We start from the raw sequence: 17708 nt of genomic DNA, 5'->3' as shown, positions 1-17708 counted from the left end.
TTGTTGGGTTTATCTGTCATCGCATAAGAAAAAATTCTTCCCGTTACAATCGATTCAAATAACGTCATGCATGCGCGTGCGCGACACGAAACCCAACACACTCCACACAACAACCGTAATCGCGCGTAATACAGGGACTGAAAATGTGTAGGGTCTTCAAATTCAACCCGACACACACCCGACACACCCAACACACTTATAGAGGTAGTCATGCGGCGATCGCCTTGATGTGGTCCCAACTGTCCACGTGCCAGCCCGCCAACTTCGCCTTGGCCCGCCAATGTTCCACCTGCTTGCCCAGCTCGGCCGCCTTCAGTGATGGGGGTGGGGAAGCATCAGGATCCACGGGAAAGAAGAACGCACCAAAGCGGCGGTTGTTGCCATCAGTCCAAGGAATGGCCCGCGTTTTATCCACCTCAGAACTGATGAACAACGAGAATTTCGTCTGACTCATCACGTGCTCTTTATTGCGCTGGCACCACTCGAGGAACAGCGAATAAAGGTCAGTCGATAGACACGGCCCCCAAAGTCCCTGCCCCAGTTCGCTGTATTTCCACAAATGCAGAAACGTCTGCCAACCAGCCCGACTCAAAGCGACCAAGCGCTCACGTGCATCAGTCGATGGCGGTCGCGTACGTTGGTTGAAGTCCCCGAGTTCGATGGACAACAACCATCCATACAGCGCCGCCACGCCACCTTGTTTGAGCTCATGCCCGATCGCCTTTTGCCGCTCGACCGGCAAGGTTTCCATGGGCCACATCACCAACATTCGTCGGTCGCTGTCGCTGATGGGCCAAGGGAGAATCTCGTTGCTCAGGAACACCGCGTTCATATGGTTGGCTTCTTCCCAGCCATTGATGAACTTCGACTCCATACGAACCGTTTTACCAGTGATCAGGTGCTTGATTTTGCCCACTTGGTTGTAGCGCTGATCACGGCTGACAACCTCCTCGAACACCGACCACAATTTGCGGCTTTGCCAGGCGTTGAAACTGCTTTCCAGCTGAGTCTGACCAACCGTTGCCGCGTATTGGCCATAAAGCATTCCGAGAGCATCAGCAAAGAGAAGGCTCTTACCCGAGCCCTCCATGATCGAGTGCATCAGCACGGCCGTATCCATCTTGGCGCCCAAATGCTGCAGCGGGTACGCCAGCCAACGAGTTAGCCAACCGGCAGCAGCTTCGTCGTGGTTGCACAAAAATGATATAAGCCACCGAAGGTTGGCGCAGGCTTCGTCATCCCTGACCGGTTCCAACGGCAGGCCATCAAAGGTGTTGATGTACACCGCCGGGTCCTTGGTCATGGTCGGATCAAACACGATATGTTCGACGTCTACGGTCCGCCGCTCGCTGCTATTCAGCCACAATGGATAGGTGTCACCCAGAGCCATTTTCACCGCGCCTTCGGCAATGCGTCGCTTCTTCTCCCGATCCCAAACATCTTTAGTGCCATCGATGTAAACGTAGCGATCTGTAGGTGCCATGCCAAACACACCACCCTTTTTGCCCGCCATCCGCCGCGTTTGTTCAATCTCTCGGACATGCTCGTCAGAGATCAACCGCTTACCCGTGTCATCCAACCAGGCTTTGGCCAGCGACTTGCTGACACGTGCTTCGAAGGCTGATTTTTTCATCACCCGAGACTGGTCGCAGTCCCACACGTGCGTGGTCCCTTCGACCAAGGCGAAACGACGAAGCAAATGGTCAAGCGTCATTGCCTCCCCCGCCCCCCCATTAGATGCAGGAGCGGCGTCGCTTGGGCCAATGGCGACACCAGAGCTTGGCTCGCTCAAATCACCGGATGGGGTCGGGGGAAGATCACGCGGATCAGGCCTTGCTGAATGCTGCATACCCAGCATGCGCGCAGCATCCTTGACTGCCTTCGACTGATCACCGCCGTGCTCGAGCAAACAGAACACCTCAAAGGCATCGTTCTGATGACCATTCGCAAGTGGATCGGCCCCATGATGTGAGTAAACCTTGCCCTCACTAATCGTGACTCCCGGCAGGCCGGTGCTGCTTTGTGGATATAACCATTTGCTGCCCCGCTTTATATACGCATGGGCACGCAGCAATTCTTCAACATCATGGCAGCGATTGAACTCGTCAATCACTGAGGGGGACTTAACCGCCGTCGGCGCCGAACGCTTGACCGCCTTCGGCGCAGGTGCTGCGGGTTTGATCGCCCACGGGCACGCTGCTTCGGCATCGCGCTTGAAGATGTCCCAATTTTGCCAGATGTTCAGCAGATCGCTGGTCAGCGTTGGCAAACCGTCCATGGCGTTGGGCGGAGTTTTCCAGATGTAAGGCTTGCCGGTACCAGGATGAATCGAAGGAGGGAACACGTCCTGCACCAGGCCAGCACGAAGCTCAAACACCGTAAAACGCTTGTACTCTTCAGCTTCCGCACGGGCAGCAGCCTCGCCAGTGACATCGCCCTGCTCTTTCGCGGCCTTCGCTGTGTCCATCAGGCCTTTGTGAATCGACCCATCCGGGTCTTTTTCATTAGGCCAGGAAAGAGAATGCCGGGTCAGTTCAACACCATCCGGCAACTTGAACAAAACTCGAAACCTTAGCGGGTTACCAACGATGGTCGGATACACGACAGCCATGGCATCCAGATCCACACCCAGCAGCTCGTAAAGCACGTGGCGCGTCCACTGCACATCGTCAACGTCCAACGAGCAGACGCGACTCGGTCCGAGTACGACGCCCAGGTTGTGGTTCGGATTTCTTTCCCAGAATGCCTCGGCTGCCGCAGGGTCGGTGATGAATCCGCCCGGTTTGTTCCAACCAATTCCTTTCGGCGCCTTTTCACCAGGTTCAATGGCGACCAAGGCAAGACCGAAGGTGTTGATGTAACGCTTTGCCCATGTGGCGATGGCTATTCCTTTTGCCGGTTCACTCATCGCCGAGCCTCCCGCAACCCCTGACAGTGAAAACAGGTCTCGCAACCCTCAATTGTCTGCTGTCGAAGCAACGGGATAGGATCGTCGCAATCTTCGCAGAATTGCGCGCTGACGCGGCTGGTAGGCACACGACGGTTGCGATGGATAGCAACGTCAAGCAGATATTGCGCCTGCTCATTGGCGCGGTCGATATCATCAGCCATTGACGCGATCCTCCATCGCCTGACGCGCACCTGCCATGATGCCGAGAATTTCGCGGATGACGTCCATGCCTTGCTTTTCTAGGTCAATGACTTCGTGAAGCTCCCAGACGTTGTCGGCAGCCCCGTCATGCATCGCAGCCACGAACTCGCCGGTCTCACCGAGCAGTTTCCCAACGGCTTTGAGGGCGTCCCGTGTTGCTGGTACCGGAACCGGGCGATACCAAACCGCGCCGGCCGGACGCATCAACGCATCGAGCAAGCGCGAGTCGGTTGTCAGCCTGATTACGTCTTCAAGCTCATCAGGGTTCAGCCAGCGCCGTTCTTCATCGAGCTTGAGTTTCTTTTGAAGGGTGTCGTTGTCCAACACCATGTCAAAAGCAAGGGCGGTGATTCCGCCCTTATAGTCACGACCAGCGCGATAAATCGCCTGGCGTAGTGGAAGGACCGGACCAGCGTCCGGCAAAAGATCTGTTCGACTCATAACCGTAAATCCCCTATTTACGGTGTAGCCATAGTCCAGGGCAAACCCTATCCTACGACCACGACCGATGTGCATGTGCTGTGTGTCGTCGTAGCTGAGCTGGGGGATCTTTGGTGAGAGGCCCCAGCTCGGCACCCTTTAAGCTGCCGACTTCAGGTCAGCCGCTTCTTTTTCTTGGTTGTATAGGCTTTCAATGGCCTTACCCGTTACGTACCGAACATCCGCACCTTTAGCTGCGCGATTTATAGTCGGCTGCGTTGTTCCTACGCGATCTGCGATAACCCGCTGGGATAAACCAGACCGCAGCAACTCCGCGAGCATTTCTTGGATAGTCATATCGTTCACCGATGCGCTTTCGCATTGAACGCCACAATACACAAACGTATTGATCGATTCAATACAATCGGCGATACGTTTTTGAATCAAGGCAGATAAAAGTGATCGGAGACCGCATCGCTCAACGCATGCAGGAAATGGAGTTGTCTGAAGGCGAACTCGGTCGCCGCTCCGGGGTTCCTCAGCCAACAATTCATAGGATCGTGACGAATGCGGTTGCCAGCCCCCGTCATGAGAATGTTGAAAAGATTGCCAAAGCCCTGAAGGTCAGTAGTAACTGGCTCTGGAAGGGAGGCGAGCATAAGAATCCGACCACTGATCAGGCCACACCATCCACGTCTGACACCAACGTGGAACCAGGGCCGGCTATCAAGGGCTACGTACCTTTAATTTCATGGGTTCAGGCAGGCGCCTGGTGCGAAGTAGAAGACGTACGGACACTTGATGATGCTGAAATATGGTTGCCATGCGCGGCCTCACATAGCAGCCAGAGCTATGCCCTCAGAGTTCGTGGGCTTTCTATGTTTAACCAACATGAACGCCGATCTTTTCGAGACGGCGATATCATATTTGTTGACCCTGCGAAGGACGCGGAAAACGGCTCACTTGTCATAGCAAAGCTCGTTGATAGCCAAGAGGCAACATTCAAACAGTTAGTAATGGAAGGAAGTCGCCGATTCTTGAAGCCGTTAAACCCTGCATGGCCTGAGCCCATCATTGAGTTAGGAAGCGATGCAATGATTTGCGGCGTTGTCTTTTCGAAGCTGGAAATTTTCTAATACGTTACCGAGCAAACCGAGCCCGCACTTAGCGGGCTTTCTTATGCACGACAACAAAATCAATTCAAATACGTATTGACTGAATCAATACGTATTTGTATCGTTTGCATCGTATACCTCTCACCAAAGAGTACGAGCCATGCAAACCACACAGCACAGCAACACCCGTTGCCCTGTCTATCTGCACCCGTCGGCATGCAGTAGCCGGGCCGCCGTTGAAGCCATCCAGCGTCGCACCGGATTGCTGGTGATCACCAGCCCCAAAGGATGCACAGAAGCCATCAAGCCATTCGCCAGCGCCGCAGTCGATGACACCTCTTGGCCGTTTGGGGGTGACGCAGCATGAATAGCTATCTAATCCCACTGGCAAAGCAGGAACTCCTGCACCACATGCTTCAGGTTGGCGGCGCGGCCGTGTGCCCGCTTCAGCGTCCAGAGCAGACCGTCCACGCAAACCTTGAAGTAGAACTCACCGACACTAGTGCAGTAATCAATGTGGACCTGGGCGGCCACACCGGTGAACTGACCCTCAAGCGCTCGGACCGGGCCAATCATCTGCACCTGCGGGACTTCATCCAGGACATTGCGAACGGTCGAATTGAGTCGGCACAACCCGCGCCACCCGAGCAGTCCGGCCGATTGGCGAAAATTGATCAAGCGCTCGCCGCCTCGGAAGCCTTGTTGGTCCACGTTCGCAAACTGCTTGCAGCCTAAGGACAGCGCCATGAACCGCACTCTGGACGAAACCGCAGCATTGCTCGGACTCAAGCCCCGCGCCTTCCGTACCAGGTTGCGTGAGTTGGGCATCTTGAACAGCAGCGGTGACCTTGGCAGCCGGCACCGCGACCGAGGTTATCTGTACTCGGATCCACGCAGCACCTTAATCCCCTCCATCAACAAATACCGGCACTACGCAGTGGTCATGGTGAAAGAGGAAGGGGTTGACTGGCTGGCCAAGAAGCTGGGAATCACAATCACGAACAAGGATGCCGCTGCATGAAAACTAATCAAGCCAATGCCTACACACAAGCCCTCGGCGCCTTGAAGTTGATCCCTATCTTCCTCAACTGCCCGGGCGTCATCAGCCGTGCCACGCTGATCGGTGCATCGACCGAAGCGATCCAGTTACTGGAAAGCATGCCGGTGCTGAGCACCGAATTGGCCGAAGTATTCCGCAGCGTCAACAACGTGATCAGTGAAGGTCAGGTCGCCTATGTAACGCCGACCAACTCGCCGGAGTATCCATTCGGTGCCGTGGTGGCGGATGCGAAGGGCCAAATCTGCGCCGCAGCGATGGGCAAAAGCAAAGAAGGCCTGGCTGAAATGATCCGCCTCAAGCTGGTGCCCCCATCGGAGGGGTTCGGGGAGGTTGCCGCATGAGCAACACACTCGACCAGCTTCGCAAACAGTTCGCCACGCCTTGCCCGTCCCTGACCGCCGTGCGCGAACAGTACTTCACGCACATCCGCACCGACCGCCACCTACTGGCCGAGATAAAGGCAGGCCGTATCGCACTGGTAGTGACGCGCCTGCACTGCTCAGTACGAGCAAAACCGGTGGTGTACCTGCACAACCTGGCTGACTACCTCGACGCTCAAGCGACGAGAGCAGCAGCTTGATTCAACGGTAGCCTCTGCCGTCCAGAGGCAAACAAAATGCACTCTATGAGGCACAGCACATGAAACCCACGGACACCGCCGAGTTCATCGGCGAACTCAACGCAGGCGTATTCGCAAACCAGATCGGTCACGCACTTTCCGAAGTGGCAGCAGGTGTTGTTGATAACGGCAAGGTCGGCTCAGTCACGCTGACTTTCACCCTGAAGCAAATTGCCGACAGTCACCAGGTCACGGTCAATCACAAGCTCGCCTACAAGGTGCCAACGAAACGCGGTAGCCGCAGCGAAGACACCACGCTCGACACACCAATGCACGTCAACGAGGGCGGCCGCTTAACGCTGTTTGCGGAAGCGCCTCGCGCTGGCCAGTTGTTCAACCGAGACGACGCGCCGATCCACGCCAGGTCGTAAGCCACCCAGCTCCTCGCCTCTCACCAAAAGGAAATCGATCCAATGGAAGCCAAAGCAATTCAGCTGATTCAAGACACCGCAGTTCTGGCGTACGCCAAGCCCCTCAACACCTTCACTCCAACGCTGGTGCTGCCATCTGACCAGAAGATTCACAGCATTGAGAAGTTCCAAGCTGCACGCAGCCGCTTCCGTGGCGCGCTCGCCACCCACTCGCTGCTGGACTTCGGCAACTATGTGATGGAACAAAGTGCCGATACCGTCGCCTCCGGTTTTGTCGATGCTGAAGCGATGTTGTGCAATGTGATTTTCAACCTGGGCAACATCAAAGAGCCAGGACACGGCGACTTCACCGCAACCCTCAACCTGAAAAAAACCGCTGCGTTCCGGGCACTCGAGCGTGCTGCCTCCACCCAGTTCGCGCAGAAAGACCTGAGCGACTGGATTGAAGACTGGGCTTCGAACCTCCAAGCCATTGCAGCTGACGACACTCAAATCGATTTGCGCAAAGCCGCGAGCGCCATCCGCTCCATCAGCATCGAGCAGGCACGCAAGAGCGAACACGTCGTCGGTGACCTGAGCTCCTCTCGCTCTGCGATGGACCAGATCGAAGCCAAATCCTCCGAAGCCCTGCCCGCTGAATTCTTGTTCACAGTCGAGCCATACGAAGGGCTGCAGGTTCAGATCATCCGCCTTCGTGTTGCCGTTCTCACCGGTGGTGACAGGCCCATGCTGCGCTTGCGCTGGATCGGTGAAGAACAATTGCGCGAAGACCTCGCGCAAGAGTTCAAGGATGTCGTTCAACAAGAAGTCGGCGGGAGCGCGAAACTGACCATCGGCAGTTTCAACCTGGGTTAACGAACTTCAACACCCCGCCGCCGGCCTCTCACCAATGATCCCGGTGGCGCACTCTACTGAGGTACACAGCACATGACAGCAATTCAAATATGCGCCCTGATCAGCATCATCATTGCGGCCGCCCTGCTCTACTGGATCGGCTATCGAGGCGGCTTGGCTAACGGCCGCATCGAAGGAATTGATGAAGGTATCAACAGTCAACGAACCGAAAGCGCCAAAACCATCCGCGAACTTGAGGCATCCCTTCAGTTCATTCGAGCCGATCACCAACGCCTTGCCGAGCATTCCAGAAGGTCCCAGGACAGCAACGCCATAGGTGAAGAACACCATCAGACCATGCTGGATATCGCTGAAAAACTGAGGATCGCTGCCGAGACTTTCAGAGCATTCCGCACTGGCAAAAAGCTGGAGCGCGACACTCGTGCTTTGCGGGATCAAACGCTCGCCATGGCCGCACTGCTAGTGCCAGCAACACAAGAGGATGCCGCATGAGGGAGATACTCACCCGGGAGCACGTTGCCCCGCTGGAACGGGATGTTTACCAATGTAACCCACTCGACATTTACCACTCGCCGATGAATCTGCGCCGCCTTAACGGCCGCACCCGCGAGATTCCACCCACCATGGCGGAGGCGGCATGAACACTCTATTTCTATTGATGGCACAGTATAACGGTCAAGCCGTTATCCCACTTGATAAAGTCTGTACGGACTACATGCATTTGACTGTAGAAAAATTCAAACGTAAACGCCTCGATGGAGAGATTGATATCCCTGTTGTGAGATTAGGCGCAGACACTCAAAAAGCAGCGCTGGGTATTCATCTTAACGATCTGGCTGACTATATTGATCGCCAACGAGAAAAAGCGGCGAAGGAGCAAAACCAACTGATGGGAAGAGCGGCTTAATACAAAAAAGGCGAGGCTACATCTAAGCCTCGCCTTTTCAGCCAGGAACCAAAACCGTTACTCACCATACATAGATATTTCCGCACGCAACTTGTTTGCAGTCATAAACCCTGCTGCTTGAACAAACAACACAACAAGAACACTTACCAAACAAGCTCCTCGAACGGACAACGCACACCACACCCAATATTTCGCATAAAACAAACCCTGCACGAAAGCCATTTCAACGAAGGCACCCACGACATAAGCTGTTATGAACAAGACAACAACCAAAACAACATTAACAATAACTTCATGCTTTAAATCAGTCAGGGCATTGATAACTACGCCATAAACTTGCGGACTTTTCACTTTCAACTTTTTCGGGACATCCTTCATCACCCCTTCCACGTAATTGAAAAAAGCAAGTGACAAAGCCCCGAACAACGTACCCAAAACGAACAAAACCGCATTGACATTGTTAAATAATGGACTCACCTCCCCCGCCGTCCCCCACAACGACAGGAAGGAAAGACCGAACGATGTAAAAAAAACCAGTAGCAGGCGGAGCATACTAACGCCTCAACAACTCACCTATAGCAGAATAAACATCAGCCACCATCCGGGCATCATGATCAGAACGTCCAGGTGCAGGCTGTCCTGTTTCAAGCTCTAGCTGACCCTCGTGCATTACTACGTCATCTGACGGAACATTCAAATCAATCTTAACTATAGCAGATATGCTTTTATGAACTTTTTTTCCATGATGCTCGTCTTCAGTCGTAACACTCCATTTGCCTTCACCCTCCTCAATATAGTCCACATAATCTTCTACCGGAGAAGCTGGAACTTTAAGGTCACCATATTCATTACTGAGTGTAATCTTGACTTCATCCTGACCAAAAAGCTCTTTCATCGCTTTGAGAGCATCGCGAGCTTTGACGTTCGTTTCCAGAATATTTGGGGATATGAGTTCCAACTCGATCTCATACACTTTCTTATGAGACTTGATAACATTCCAAAACTCACCCCTTATGGTCTTAGGCTCGATGAAAATTGAATAATTAAACTCATCCAAGACCGCATCTTTAAGCCCGGCATGAATTGCATTCGCGATCTGCTCATCTGTACCAAACCGCCAATCGTGCTGAACAAAAACATACTGATCAACAATATCAACCACAGTGATAACTGGCACCCAATCATCTGCATCATGAGGAACAATATCACCTGGTATCTTATCGCCAACTTTCGTTATTTTGTGTTTGGCCGTTTTACCCACCAAAAACCTGCCCTTTGGAAATTCATTCGCTATGGGATCAACGTAAGAAAACCCTACAAAACTGTAACGAACCTTGTTTTTAACAAATTCACGGCCGTCATCTTGTAGGGCAGAAACGACCACCGCCCCTTTGGGGCTTGGTAAGGGCTTTGGAACAAGGGCGCCTTGCTTATTTTCAATCAGTGAATATCGCAACACCAAAAACGGTTTGATTCCTTTCACAACAAAATCCTTCAACGTCTATTAGGAGTTCAGCAGTGCTCGGCAACGTACCCTTTTTAGAGAGCGATCTCAATGTGCAATCACGGCCCCCTTAGGCGCATGACCGCTTCGCTCCACCGGCGAAACCAATTTGCTTAGCCACTCCCACTTTTTATAAGCGTCCCCTCTCCCTCGAAGGTGGGTGTACCGCCTCAACGAGTTCCAATCCCTGTGCCCTGAAACACTCGACACCCTTGGAATGTCCCAGTCCATCTCAAACAACCTGCTCACCCCTTCATGCCGCAGGTCATGGAAATGCAGGTCTTCGATGCCTAGCATCGGGCAGGCCCGCGTGAAGGACGCTGACACCGACCTGGCGTTGTAGGGGAAGATCTCCTTCTCCGTCTTGGGCATGGACTGCAGAATCGCCCAAGCTTCGTTTGGCAGATGACACCACACGTCATTGCCGATTTTCTGCCCGGGGTTTTTCATGTCCCGCACCAGGACCGCCTGCCGGGTCTCATCCAGGTCTTCCCAGCGAATTCGCGTAATCTCCTCCTGCCGGCGCGTTGAGAAGAGCGCGAAGGCAATCAGCTTTGGCATGTCGATCTGGGCTTTTCGCCGCGTCTGCATCTCGAAGAAATGCTTCATCAGCTTGTCCAGCTCATCCAGCGTTGGCCGTCGGTTACGCTCTTTGCTTTTGCTCACCATACCCAGCTTGCGGAGAACCCTGCGCGCGTCCGACATAGCCAGCGGGTCGACCTCATAACCCCAGGCCGGCCGCGCCACTGACAACACCGCGCCCAGGTGCGAGAGATCGTTGCCGACCGTCTGCGCCTGGACGCCGCCGCCCTCCTTGCTCATTCGCCACTGTGCGAACTCCACCAACTTCTGACTGCTCAGCGCCGTATCGTCGAGCTCGCCCAGCCAGGTGTCCTTGATCGCTGTCAGCGTCGCATTCTTGGTCTTGCCCAACGGCCGGATCTTCTCGTACTCCTCCAGGTACTGCTCGATCATCTTCTTGATCGTCACCCCTTTGCGGTTCGCGCGCTCGATGGCACCCGGTTCCGCCAGCTCCGTCTCGCGACGCTTGATCCAGGCTTGGGCGACCTGCTTGCGGTCGAAGGTTTGGCTTTCCTGATAAACTGTCTTCCCGTCCCGATTGATCCGTATCTGCGCCGTGTAGGCCGTCGAGTTGTCCTTGCGCTTACGTGATGTGATCGTGCCCATTTCCAGTTGCTACATTGCCGAGTCAGCTTGCTACATTGTAGCAACCGACTTCGAAAGACAAGGAAAAATGGGTAAAAACCGCTGTATAAAAGACCAGTGCAAATGAATTTCGAAAAACCTGAAGCGCCCGTAAAAATCACCGCCACACCCGCCCCGCTCTCCCGCCGCTTCTCCGTCGCCCCCATGATGGATTGGACCGATCGCCACTGCCGCTTCTTCCTACGCATATTGTCGAAAAACGCCCTCCTCTACACCGAAATGGTCACCACCGGCGCGCTCCTCAACGGCGATCACGACCGCTTCCTCCGTCACAACGAAGCCGAACACCCGCTGGCCCTGCAACTCGGCGGCAGCGTCCCTCTCGACTTGGCCGCCTGCGCCCGCATGGCCCAGGACCACGGTTACGATGAAGTGAACTTGAACGTCGGCTGCCCGAGTGATCGGGTGCAGAACAATATGATCGGCGCGATCCTGATGGCGCACCCGCANTTNGTGGCGGATTGCGTGAAGGCGATGCGGGATGCGGTGTCGATTCCGGTGACGGTGAAGCATCGTATCGGGATTAATGGGCGCGACAGTTATGCCGAGTTGTGTGATTTCGTCGGGACGGTGAGGGACGCCGGGTGCACCAGTTTTACGGTGCATGCGCGGATTGCGATTCTNGAGGGGTTGTCGCCTAAGGAGAACCGTGACATTCCGCCCCTGCGTTATGACGTGGCGGCGCGGTTGAAGTCGGATTTTCCGGAGTTGGAGATTGTTCTTAACGGCGGGATCAAAACGTTGGAAGCCTGTCACGCGCATTTGCAGACGTTCGACGGCGTGATGTTGGGCCGTGAGGCGTATCACAATCCTTATGTGATGGCTGAGGTGGATCAGCAGTTGTTCGGCAGTACGGCGCCGGTGATCACTCGGGCAGAGGCGCTGGCGCAGTTGCGGCCTTACATAGCGGCGCATATTGATGCGGGCGGTTCGATGCACCATATCACCCGGCACGTGCTGGGGCTGGGCACCGGGTTCCCAGGGGCTCGCCGGTTNCGGCAGTTGTTGTCGGTGGATATCCACAAAGCTAAAGAGCCTTTAGCGTTGCTGGATCAGGCTGCTGAGTTGCTTGAAGGGCGTTAATCCGTTTTATCTTTTAAATACCAGGCTGGCGGGTCCGCAGCCTGGTTCAAGTGTCAGAGCGCTGCTGCTTCAGTCCAGTTAACCCAACCGAATGCCCATGTAGCCAGGATCACCAGACCGAATGCAATTCGGTACCAGGCGAACGCGGCGTAACTGTGGCTGGCGATAAACTTGAGCAAGCCGCGCACGGCGATCATGGCGAAAAAGAACGCGGTGACGAAGCCCAAGGCGAAGACTGGCAGGTCGCTGGCCTGGAACAGATCCCTATACTTGTAGCCTGAGTAGACGGCGGCACCGACCATGGTTGGCATGGCCAGGAAGAACGAGAACTCGGTGGCCGCCTTGCGCGACAGTCCGAATAGCAACCCACCTATAATGGTCGATCCAGAGCGTGAGGTGCCCGGTATCATCGCCAGGCATTGAGCGAACCCGACCTTTAACGCGTCGGTCCAGCGCATGTCATCAACATGTTCGACATACACCCTATGTTCCCGCCGCTCAGCCCACAACATCACGATACCACCCACGACCAATGCCACCGCCACGGTGATTGGATTGAACAGATACTCGTGAATCTTATCGGCGAACAATACACCTAATACAACGGCAGGCATAAAGCCGATCAATAAGTTCAAGGTAAACCGTTGCGCATTGCGTTGGGTTGGCAAGCCTGTGACGATCTCGAGAATCTTGCGCCGAAACTCCCAGACCACCGCCAGGATNGCCCCCANTTGAATGATGATATTGAAGGCCATGGCACGCTCACCACCGAAGCCGAGCAGGTCTGCAACAATGATTTGGTGCCCCGTACTTGATATGGGCAAAAACTCTGTCAGCCCCTCCACCACGCCTAAAATCAATACCGTTACGGTAGTCCAAAAATCCATTAATCCCCCTCACCCACAAAAGCAAATCTGCTGACGAACTGACGGCTATATCGCCAACGAGTCAGTAAAACGCATTCAGCCCTGGATTAAAACTCAACGTTAACAAATGTCATAACTACCACCCTGAGTCAGGACGTTATATAACAAGAAATATCGGTTAGTTCCAAACTAAAGACAGACTCAAACCAGTACTTAAAGCAGCCTAGTTCTGGAAACTCATAAGACCCCCATAAAAAATCCAACTACGGCGGCTTCAGCCACCCACCCAGGCTTATTGAACTGGAAAAGCGGGACATCGCGCGAAAAGATGGCACAATGATGCCCCTTTGCCACCCTGCATGCCAAGCATCAGGGGCACAAAGGATCTCGCCAGATTGGCCAACAATGTTAAAAAAATTGTGACGCCTGCTTGAAAACCCGGGAAATGTTACCAATTGTCAGTCACAAATGAGAATCGGTGCTTTAACATCCAAATGTCAGCACCCAGCCGAGTCAAAGCATGATGCTTACAGGGAAATTAACGAATACCAGCCACAGCCACACAAAGGAGGTGACGGGTATTCTCACCATTGGGCGGACCCATAGTTTAGCTGAGGGTTTCAGGACATTAGTTGCAGGTTATGTAGCGCATGATATACCTGTTGACACTATGTGTTACAAAAACCTGTTTAGAAAAAACAAGGACTCCCATTCATACCGTGCAGTATTCATTGTCATTGACAGCCCTCAGGCGTTTGATGAAAGCATCGCCTTGGTGGAAAATATGCGTGCCGATAACCAGGCCCTTATTATCTTTGTAGCCATCACCGGCAAAGGCACCTACAACAAGATGAAATACTATCTTGCCGGCGCCGACCACTGCATTAAATTCAGTACGCTTCCTGAAGATAACCCGGACGTACTTTCCGAGTTTTTTAATAGCGCAGAATGGCACAAGCAGCACAACCTGCTCTTGGACCCGACGCGTATGTGCCTGATTGGAGACTATAAAAAGCTGGATGTATCGTTTCCGGAAATGAAAATTCTTGAAGCATTTTCCGAAACAAGAAACCAAATATTGAGCCATGATGAAATCGCCAGAATCATGGGGCTGAATATAACTTTTTATGACCCAAGAGCCTTGGAGAAATCTATCAGCCGCCTTCGCGGCAAGATAAAAGGCATGTATGGCACCAACGCCATTCAAAGTATTCGCGGGCATGGATATCGTCTTGTCAGGGGTCTGATCTCGACCGCCTGATAATTAATATGCAGGGAGTTATCGCATTATGAACGCAACGATGAGCGCGTCACACATCTATCGTGCGAGTCATTATCTGTCTCGACAATTGATCCTCACTCGTGACGACTGCCCCTTTGGCAGCGAAATCAGAATTCAGTTTGACGACAGTCAGGCTCATGCATCCGCTGCTGCACCGCAAGAGATGAACGGCATTTACAGTGAAGTGCTCATGCAGACCCGGCTGATCGCCTTTTCGTTAAAAGATCAAAATATATCCAGTAAAAACAAATACTTAAGCCATAGATTCGTTTGCGTTGGACAGTCAGATCTCACCGATTCTGCACTAACGGAAGAGTTGATACAGTCCAGCGACGCCCTGCGCAACTTTGGTCAGACACTGGTTATCGCTTTCAATGAGCTACCCCTTTCGGCGGTCAGCTTCATTGATAAAAAGAAAATCCTCAACAACGTATATCTGCTTAAAGATCACGGCGTAGAAATCGCGTTCGATGGCTATAACATCGCAGATGAAAGTATCGAAATATTTACAACCCTGAATCTTTTCGACTATATAAAGATCCCCCTTTCAGCCCTAGACTTGAGCCTTAAACTGACAGGCAACCCCGATTTATTCAACCGACTCCACGACCGCATGACCATGCTGACTCACACTACCAAAGTCGCCTTTATAGCCGACAGAGTAGAGCATGCTGCTAGCCATATACTGGCACGCGCGCTGCCATTTGATTACTTTCAAGGGAGCCATTACTCCCCTGCCGACAACCTATTAAACTAAAAACCGAGTGTGCCCCTTCAGGAGAGAGACATGGAAAGCAGTACACCCCTCCCCAGAAAATATTTTGTCGTCGTTACTCATAGTCCGGCATTACAACTTGAGCTTGAAGCATTACTATCGAGCGAGCGCTATAACTCATTCGGTACGCCACAGGCAAAGATGTTTGTCGAAGGTGTTGCCCTACCCTCTTCCGCCCCGAAACTCATGGAGTTTATTTCCCCTCACCTGGACAGGATTGTCCCTCCTGTTATCAGACATGATACACAGCGCATACTCTCGACATTCGAATCCGAGTGGCGAGCAGCCCAGTCCGATACACAGTTCAATAATATTTCCTCACTGGCAGATGAAGATCGGGATGACGCCCGGGATTCGCTCTCCAACGTGGCAGCGAGACCGCACTATCCTTATTCCGAAGCCTGGCGACTGAGCAATATCAATGGCGCTTTAATTAAAGATGATGTCGAGATTGTGTTGACTGGTCTTGAAGCCACACTGGTCAAAAAGATGCTGCACCATGATGACAGGGTAGTCAGCAAAGATGACCTTATTCGGAGCATTGGCAGAGAACCCGAACATTATCGAGGCCTGGAAATGTGCCTGAGCCGGCTACAGGAAAAATTTAAAAATGCCAGCAATGGCGAACGTCTTTTCCGAGCAGTCAGAAATCGTGGTTATTGCCTGATTCAAAAAATTATACGGGGAAAAAGCCTCACCTGAGTTAATGAAATGACCCCAATGGTAGTGCATACAAAAACAACAAAAGCACCCCACCATTTCACCCTCCAGCGCGTCTCGCCCCCCAGATAAACTCCGCCCTCTCCACCTTTGAATCAACTTACATTATCGACCATTTCTAACACCTCGCCCCCCCCAACATCATCGCCATATAAACAAACCACTCGTTAAAAGTCGTCAGACAGCTTTCTGCCCAATAAATTAATCTATTCACTGACGAGCGCGCCGCGCAGTGGCGTTTCGACCGTCAATGTTTTGCCCTCTTATAAAAATAATAATGTTTGTTACATCAACTTGGCTCTTGTCTGTCGACACGCGAATGGACGTATTTTGGGGATATCGCATGGTTAACAATCTTCGTATCAATCGAAATACCCACCTCAAAGGATTGACCTTCTGGGGACAATGGGCACTGGGTCAGGGCTTTGTTGTGGCCCTGTTGTTTCTATTGGTTTATTACCAGACCGGAACGGTAGAGTTCTATTATCGGGTGTGCGCAATTCTTGCTGTACTTGCCTCGGTACCTGCTTATACATGGTGCGGCGTCTATGCGAAGAAAGATAACTACCTTGAGGGATTGGGACGTTTGTTGATGGGCTGGACAATGACCCTGGCAGCATTGGCCTGTGTGGCGTTCATCTGCAAGGCCGATCAACTTTTTTCCCGTCAACTGATCCTCGTATGGGCAGCCTGCGGTTACCTCGGGCAGGCACTGTTGTACGTTCCGCTGCACGGTTTCTCGCAATACTATCAACGGTCACTTCAAAGCGAGCATAAAACCCTGATCGTCGGTACGGGTGAGTTGGCGCTGGGGCTCGCCAGGAAATTGCGCAGCCTTGAACACTTCCCGCTGGTGGGGTTGGTCAGCACCGACACCTCGCTCCCGCTGGCGATGGGCTCACCGCCGATCGTAGGTCCGCAGGAGCAGTTGCTGGAGCTGATCAAGGCCCACGACATCCGCCGTTTGTACATCACGCTGCCCCTGAGTGAAGCGGCAAAAATCGAAGCCATGTATATCGATTTGCTGGGGGCCAACGTCGATGTGGTCTGGGTGCCGGACTTGAACAGCCTGACGCTGCTCAATCACTCGGTAAGGGTCGTGGACGGCTTGCCAGCGATCTACTTGAATGAAAGCCCGTTGACCAGCCAGCCGACCGCCGCACTGAGTAAAAGCCTGCTGGAAAAGAGCGTGGCGCTGTTGGCCCTTGTTCTTCTAAGCCCGTTGCTGTTGCTGATTGCCCTGGCCGTTAAACTCAACTCCCCGGGGCCGGTGTTCTTCAAGCAGGACCGCCACGGCTGGAATGGCAAGGTGATCCAGGTCTGGAAGTTTCGCTCGATGCGCGTGCACGATGATCTAGAGGTCAAGCAGGCCAGCCGTAACGATTCACGAATCACTCCGGTGGGACGCTTTATCCGTCGCACTTCGCTGGACGAACTGCCACAGTTGATCAATGTGCTGCAAGGCCATATGGCCCTGGTCGGACCACGTCCCCATGCCGTTGCACACAACGATTACTACTCCGGGAAGATTCTCGCCTACATGGCTCGCCACCGAATCAAACCGGGGATTACCGGACTGGCTCAAATCAACGGTTGCCGTGGCGAGACCGACACCATCGACAAGATGCAAAAGCGTGTGGAGATCGATCTCAAATACATCAATAACTGGTCGTTGTGGCTGGATCTGAAGATCCTGGTGAAGACGCCTTTTACCTTACTGTCAAAGGACATCTATTGATCGCTTGAATCCCAG

Annotated in this window: 24 protein-coding genes; 16 read left to right on the top strand and 8 right to left on the bottom strand. The window is 53.2% G+C overall.

Translation table 11 applies throughout. The features are described from left to right. Positions 1-208: 208 nt before the first annotated feature. The 4 genes from B7L09_RS27870 to B7L09_RS27855 all read right to left on the bottom strand — a co-directional run bounded on the left by B7L09_RS27870 (position 209) and on the right by B7L09_RS27855 (position 3928). Complete coding sequence (locus tag B7L09_RS27870) at positions 209-2908, bottom strand: bifunctional DNA primase/polymerase (RefSeq protein ID WP_010456205.1); 2700 nt, start codon at positions 2906-2908, stop codon at positions 209-211. Then, the gene (locus tag B7L09_RS27865; RefSeq protein ID WP_010456207.1) at positions 2905-3111 is read right to left on the bottom strand and encodes a TraR/DksA C4-type zinc finger protein; all 207 of its coding nucleotides are present in this window, start codon (positions 3109-3111) and stop codon (positions 2905-2907) included. The genes B7L09_RS27870 and B7L09_RS27865 overlap by 4 nt, the downstream gene beginning before the upstream one ends. Next, a complete protein-coding gene (locus B7L09_RS27860; protein WP_042933044.1) occupies positions 3104-3592 on the bottom strand; it encodes a phage regulatory CII family protein in 489 nt (162 codons plus the stop codon). The genes B7L09_RS27865 and B7L09_RS27860 overlap by 8 nt, the downstream gene beginning before the upstream one ends. A 138-nt stretch (positions 3593-3730) precedes the next feature. After that, the gene (locus tag B7L09_RS27855) at positions 3731-3928 is read right to left on the bottom strand and encodes a helix-turn-helix domain-containing protein (protein ID WP_010456211.1); all 198 of its coding nucleotides are present in this window, start codon (positions 3926-3928) and stop codon (positions 3731-3733) included. Positions 3929-4029: 101 nt separating this feature from the next. On the opposite strand from B7L09_RS27855, the gene B7L09_RS27850 reads away from it, so the two are divergent. The 11 genes from B7L09_RS27850 to B7L09_RS27805 all read left to right on the top strand — a co-directional run bounded on the left by B7L09_RS27850 (position 4030) and on the right by B7L09_RS27805 (position 8498). Further along, positions 4030-4707, top strand: a complete 678-nt coding sequence (locus B7L09_RS27850; protein WP_010456213.1) for a LexA family protein — start codon at positions 4030-4032, stop codon at positions 4705-4707. 139 nt (positions 4708-4846) lie between these two features. Then, positions 4847-5053 (top strand): hypothetical protein, encoded by a 207-nt coding sequence (locus tag B7L09_RS27845; protein ID WP_010456215.1) that lies wholly within the window; start codon positions 4847-4849, stop codon positions 5051-5053. Next, positions 5050-5421, top strand: coding sequence for a hypothetical protein (locus B7L09_RS27840; RefSeq protein ID WP_081853999.1), 372 nt, complete (start codon positions 5050-5052; stop codon positions 5419-5421). Before B7L09_RS27845 ends, B7L09_RS27840 begins: the two co-directional genes overlap by 4 nt. A gap of 10 nt (positions 5422-5431) precedes the next feature. Continuing rightward, on the top strand, positions 5432-5707 hold the full coding sequence (locus B7L09_RS27835) for a hypothetical protein (RefSeq protein ID WP_010456219.1): 276 nt from the start codon (positions 5432-5434) through the stop codon (positions 5705-5707). After that, entirely contained in the window at positions 5704-6087 is a 384-nt protein-coding gene (locus tag B7L09_RS27830; protein ID WP_010456221.1) for a hypothetical protein, read from the top strand. The genes B7L09_RS27835 and B7L09_RS27830 overlap by 4 nt, the downstream gene beginning before the upstream one ends. Beyond that, complete coding sequence (locus tag B7L09_RS27825; RefSeq protein ID WP_010456223.1) at positions 6084-6326, top strand: pyocin activator PrtN family protein; 243 nt, start codon at positions 6084-6086, stop codon at positions 6324-6326. The genes B7L09_RS27830 and B7L09_RS27825 overlap by 4 nt, the downstream gene beginning before the upstream one ends. 59 nt (positions 6327-6385) lie before the next feature. Further along, positions 6386-6736, top strand: coding sequence for a YfdP family phage-associated protein (locus B7L09_RS27820; RefSeq protein ID WP_010456225.1), 351 nt, complete (start codon positions 6386-6388; stop codon positions 6734-6736). A 42-nt stretch (positions 6737-6778) separates the two neighbouring features. After that, entirely contained in the window at positions 6779-7591 is an 813-nt protein-coding gene (locus tag B7L09_RS27815) for a DUF2303 family protein (protein WP_010456227.1), read from the top strand. A 72-nt stretch (positions 7592-7663) separates the two neighbouring features. Further along, on the top strand, positions 7664-8083 hold the full coding sequence (locus tag B7L09_RS27810; protein ID WP_010456229.1) for a hypothetical protein: 420 nt from the start codon (positions 7664-7666) through the stop codon (positions 8081-8083). After that, a complete protein-coding gene (locus tag B7L09_RS32065; protein WP_158491245.1) occupies positions 8080-8232 on the top strand; it encodes a hypothetical protein in 153 nt (50 codons plus the stop codon). Before B7L09_RS27810 ends, B7L09_RS32065 begins: the two co-directional genes overlap by 4 nt. Beyond that, positions 8229-8498, top strand: coding sequence for a pyocin activator PrtN family protein (locus B7L09_RS27805; protein WP_010456231.1), 270 nt, complete (start codon positions 8229-8231; stop codon positions 8496-8498). The genes B7L09_RS32065 and B7L09_RS27805 overlap by 4 nt, the downstream gene beginning before the upstream one ends. Before the next feature lie 57 nt (positions 8499-8555). On the opposite strand, the gene B7L09_RS27800 is transcribed toward B7L09_RS27805, so the two are convergent. The 3 genes from B7L09_RS27800 to B7L09_RS27790 form a co-directional block, all read right to left on the bottom strand. Beyond that, complete coding sequence (locus tag B7L09_RS27800; RefSeq protein WP_010456233.1) at positions 8556-9050, bottom strand: hypothetical protein; 495 nt, start codon at positions 9048-9050, stop codon at positions 8556-8558. Between the two features lies 1 nt (position 9051). After that, complete coding sequence (locus B7L09_RS27795; protein WP_010456235.1) at positions 9052-9981, bottom strand: hypothetical protein; 930 nt, start codon at positions 9979-9981, stop codon at positions 9052-9054. A gap of 69 nt (positions 9982-10050) precedes the next feature. Beyond that, positions 10051-11190 (bottom strand): site-specific integrase, encoded by a 1140-nt coding sequence (locus B7L09_RS27790; protein ID WP_010456238.1) that lies wholly within the window; start codon positions 11188-11190, stop codon positions 10051-10053. Between the two features lie 102 nt (positions 11191-11292). Here B7L09_RS27790 and dusA point away from each other — a divergent pair, with 102 nt between their 5' ends. Continuing rightward, positions 11293-12312 carry a tRNA dihydrouridine(20/20a) synthase DusA gene (gene dusA, locus B7L09_RS27785; RefSeq protein ID WP_094471573.1) on the top strand — a complete coding sequence of 340 codons (1020 nt, stop codon included), beginning with the start codon at positions 11293-11295 and terminating at the stop codon, positions 12310-12312. 53 nt (positions 12313-12365) lie between these two features. Here the strand turns inward: dusA and B7L09_RS27780 are convergent, their stop codons facing one another. Next, positions 12366-13199, bottom strand: a complete 834-nt coding sequence (locus B7L09_RS27780) for an undecaprenyl-diphosphate phosphatase (RefSeq protein ID WP_094471572.1) — start codon at positions 13197-13199, stop codon at positions 12366-12368. 499 nt (positions 13200-13698) lie between these two features. Here B7L09_RS27780 and B7L09_RS27775 point away from each other — a divergent pair, with 499 nt between their 5' ends. The 4 genes from B7L09_RS27775 (at position 13699) to B7L09_RS27760 (ending at position 17693) form a co-directional block, all read left to right on the top strand. Further along, complete coding sequence (locus B7L09_RS27775) at positions 13699-14439, top strand: winged helix-turn-helix domain-containing protein (RefSeq protein ID WP_094471571.1); 741 nt, start codon at positions 13699-13701, stop codon at positions 14437-14439. A 28-nt stretch (positions 14440-14467) separates the two neighbouring features. Next, positions 14468-15217, top strand: coding sequence for an EAL domain-containing protein (locus B7L09_RS27770; protein ID WP_094471570.1), 750 nt, complete (start codon positions 14468-14470; stop codon positions 15215-15217). A gap of 30 nt (positions 15218-15247) precedes the next feature. Continuing rightward, positions 15248-15937, top strand: coding sequence for a helix-turn-helix domain-containing protein (locus tag B7L09_RS27765; protein WP_094471569.1), 690 nt, complete (start codon positions 15248-15250; stop codon positions 15935-15937). A gap of 361 nt (positions 15938-16298) precedes the next feature. Then, positions 16299-17693 (top strand): undecaprenyl-phosphate glucose phosphotransferase, encoded by a 1395-nt coding sequence (locus tag B7L09_RS27760; RefSeq protein ID WP_094471568.1) that lies wholly within the window; start codon positions 16299-16301, stop codon positions 17691-17693. Positions 17694-17708: the final 15 nt, after the last annotated feature.

Source organism: Pseudomonas mandelii (assembly GCF_002251635.1).
Classification (GTDB): domain Bacteria; phylum Pseudomonadota; class Gammaproteobacteria; order Pseudomonadales; family Pseudomonadaceae; genus Aquipseudomonas; species Aquipseudomonas mandelii_B.
Note: the sequence above shows the minus strand (reverse complement) of the source record. Positions and strands in the feature narration are given on the sequence as shown.

What these genes read in the sequence shown, in the direction of transcription:
- B7L09_RS27835 (WP_010456219.1), top strand. Translation starts at nt 5,432, where the DNA reads ATGAACCGCACTCTGGACGAAACCGCAGCATTGCTCGGACTCAAGCCC.
- B7L09_RS27845 (WP_010456215.1), top strand. Translation starts at nt 4,847, where the DNA reads ATGCAAACCACACAGCACAGCAACACCCGTTGCCCTGTCTATCTGCAC.
- B7L09_RS27760 (WP_094471568.1), top strand. Translation starts at nt 16,299, where the DNA reads ATGGTTAACAATCTTCGTATCAATCGAAATACCCACCTCAAAGGATTG.
- B7L09_RS27775 (WP_094471571.1), top strand. Translation starts at nt 13,699, where the DNA reads ATGATGCTTACAGGGAAATTAACGAATACCAGCCACAGCCACACAAAG.
- B7L09_RS27830 (WP_010456221.1), top strand. Translation starts at nt 5,704, where the DNA reads ATGAAAACTAATCAAGCCAATGCCTACACACAAGCCCTCGGCGCCTTG.
- B7L09_RS27820 (WP_010456225.1), top strand. Translation starts at nt 6,386, where the DNA reads ATGAAACCCACGGACACCGCCGAGTTCATCGGCGAACTCAACGCAGGC.
- B7L09_RS27870 (WP_010456205.1), bottom strand. Translation starts at nt 2,908, where the DNA reads ATGAGTGAACCGGCAAAAGGAATAGCCATCGCCACATGGGCAAAGCGT.
- B7L09_RS27790 (WP_010456238.1), bottom strand. Translation starts at nt 11,190, where the DNA reads ATGGGCACGATCACATCACGTAAGCGCAAGGACAACTCGACGGCCTAC.
- B7L09_RS27825 (WP_010456223.1), top strand. Translation starts at nt 6,084, where the DNA reads ATGAGCAACACACTCGACCAGCTTCGCAAACAGTTCGCCACGCCTTGC.
- B7L09_RS27865 (WP_010456207.1), bottom strand. Translation starts at nt 3,111, where the DNA reads ATGGCTGATGATATCGACCGCGCCAATGAGCAGGCGCAATATCTGCTT.
- B7L09_RS27770 (WP_094471570.1), top strand. Translation starts at nt 14,468, where the DNA reads ATGAACGCAACGATGAGCGCGTCACACATCTATCGTGCGAGTCATTAT.
- B7L09_RS27855 (WP_010456211.1), bottom strand. Translation starts at nt 3,928, where the DNA reads ATGACTATCCAAGAAATGCTCGCGGAGTTGCTGCGGTCTGGTTTATCC.
- B7L09_RS27860 (WP_042933044.1), bottom strand. Translation starts at nt 3,592, where the DNA reads ATGAGTCGAACAGATCTTTTGCCGGACGCTGGTCCGGTCCTTCCACTA.
- B7L09_RS27800 (WP_010456233.1), bottom strand. Translation starts at nt 9,050, where the DNA reads ATGCTCCGCCTGCTACTGGTTTTTTTTACATCGTTCGGTCTTTCCTTC.
- B7L09_RS27805 (WP_010456231.1), top strand. Translation starts at nt 8,229, where the DNA reads ATGAACACTCTATTTCTATTGATGGCACAGTATAACGGTCAAGCCGTT.
- B7L09_RS32065 (WP_158491245.1), top strand. Translation starts at nt 8,080, where the DNA reads ATGAGGGAGATACTCACCCGGGAGCACGTTGCCCCGCTGGAACGGGAT.
- B7L09_RS27815 (WP_010456227.1), top strand. Translation starts at nt 6,779, where the DNA reads ATGGAAGCCAAAGCAATTCAGCTGATTCAAGACACCGCAGTTCTGGCG.
- B7L09_RS27810 (WP_010456229.1), top strand. Translation starts at nt 7,664, where the DNA reads ATGACAGCAATTCAAATATGCGCCCTGATCAGCATCATCATTGCGGCC.
- B7L09_RS27840 (WP_081853999.1), top strand. Translation starts at nt 5,050, where the DNA reads ATGAATAGCTATCTAATCCCACTGGCAAAGCAGGAACTCCTGCACCAC.
- B7L09_RS27765 (WP_094471569.1), top strand. Translation starts at nt 15,248, where the DNA reads ATGGAAAGCAGTACACCCCTCCCCAGAAAATATTTTGTCGTCGTTACT.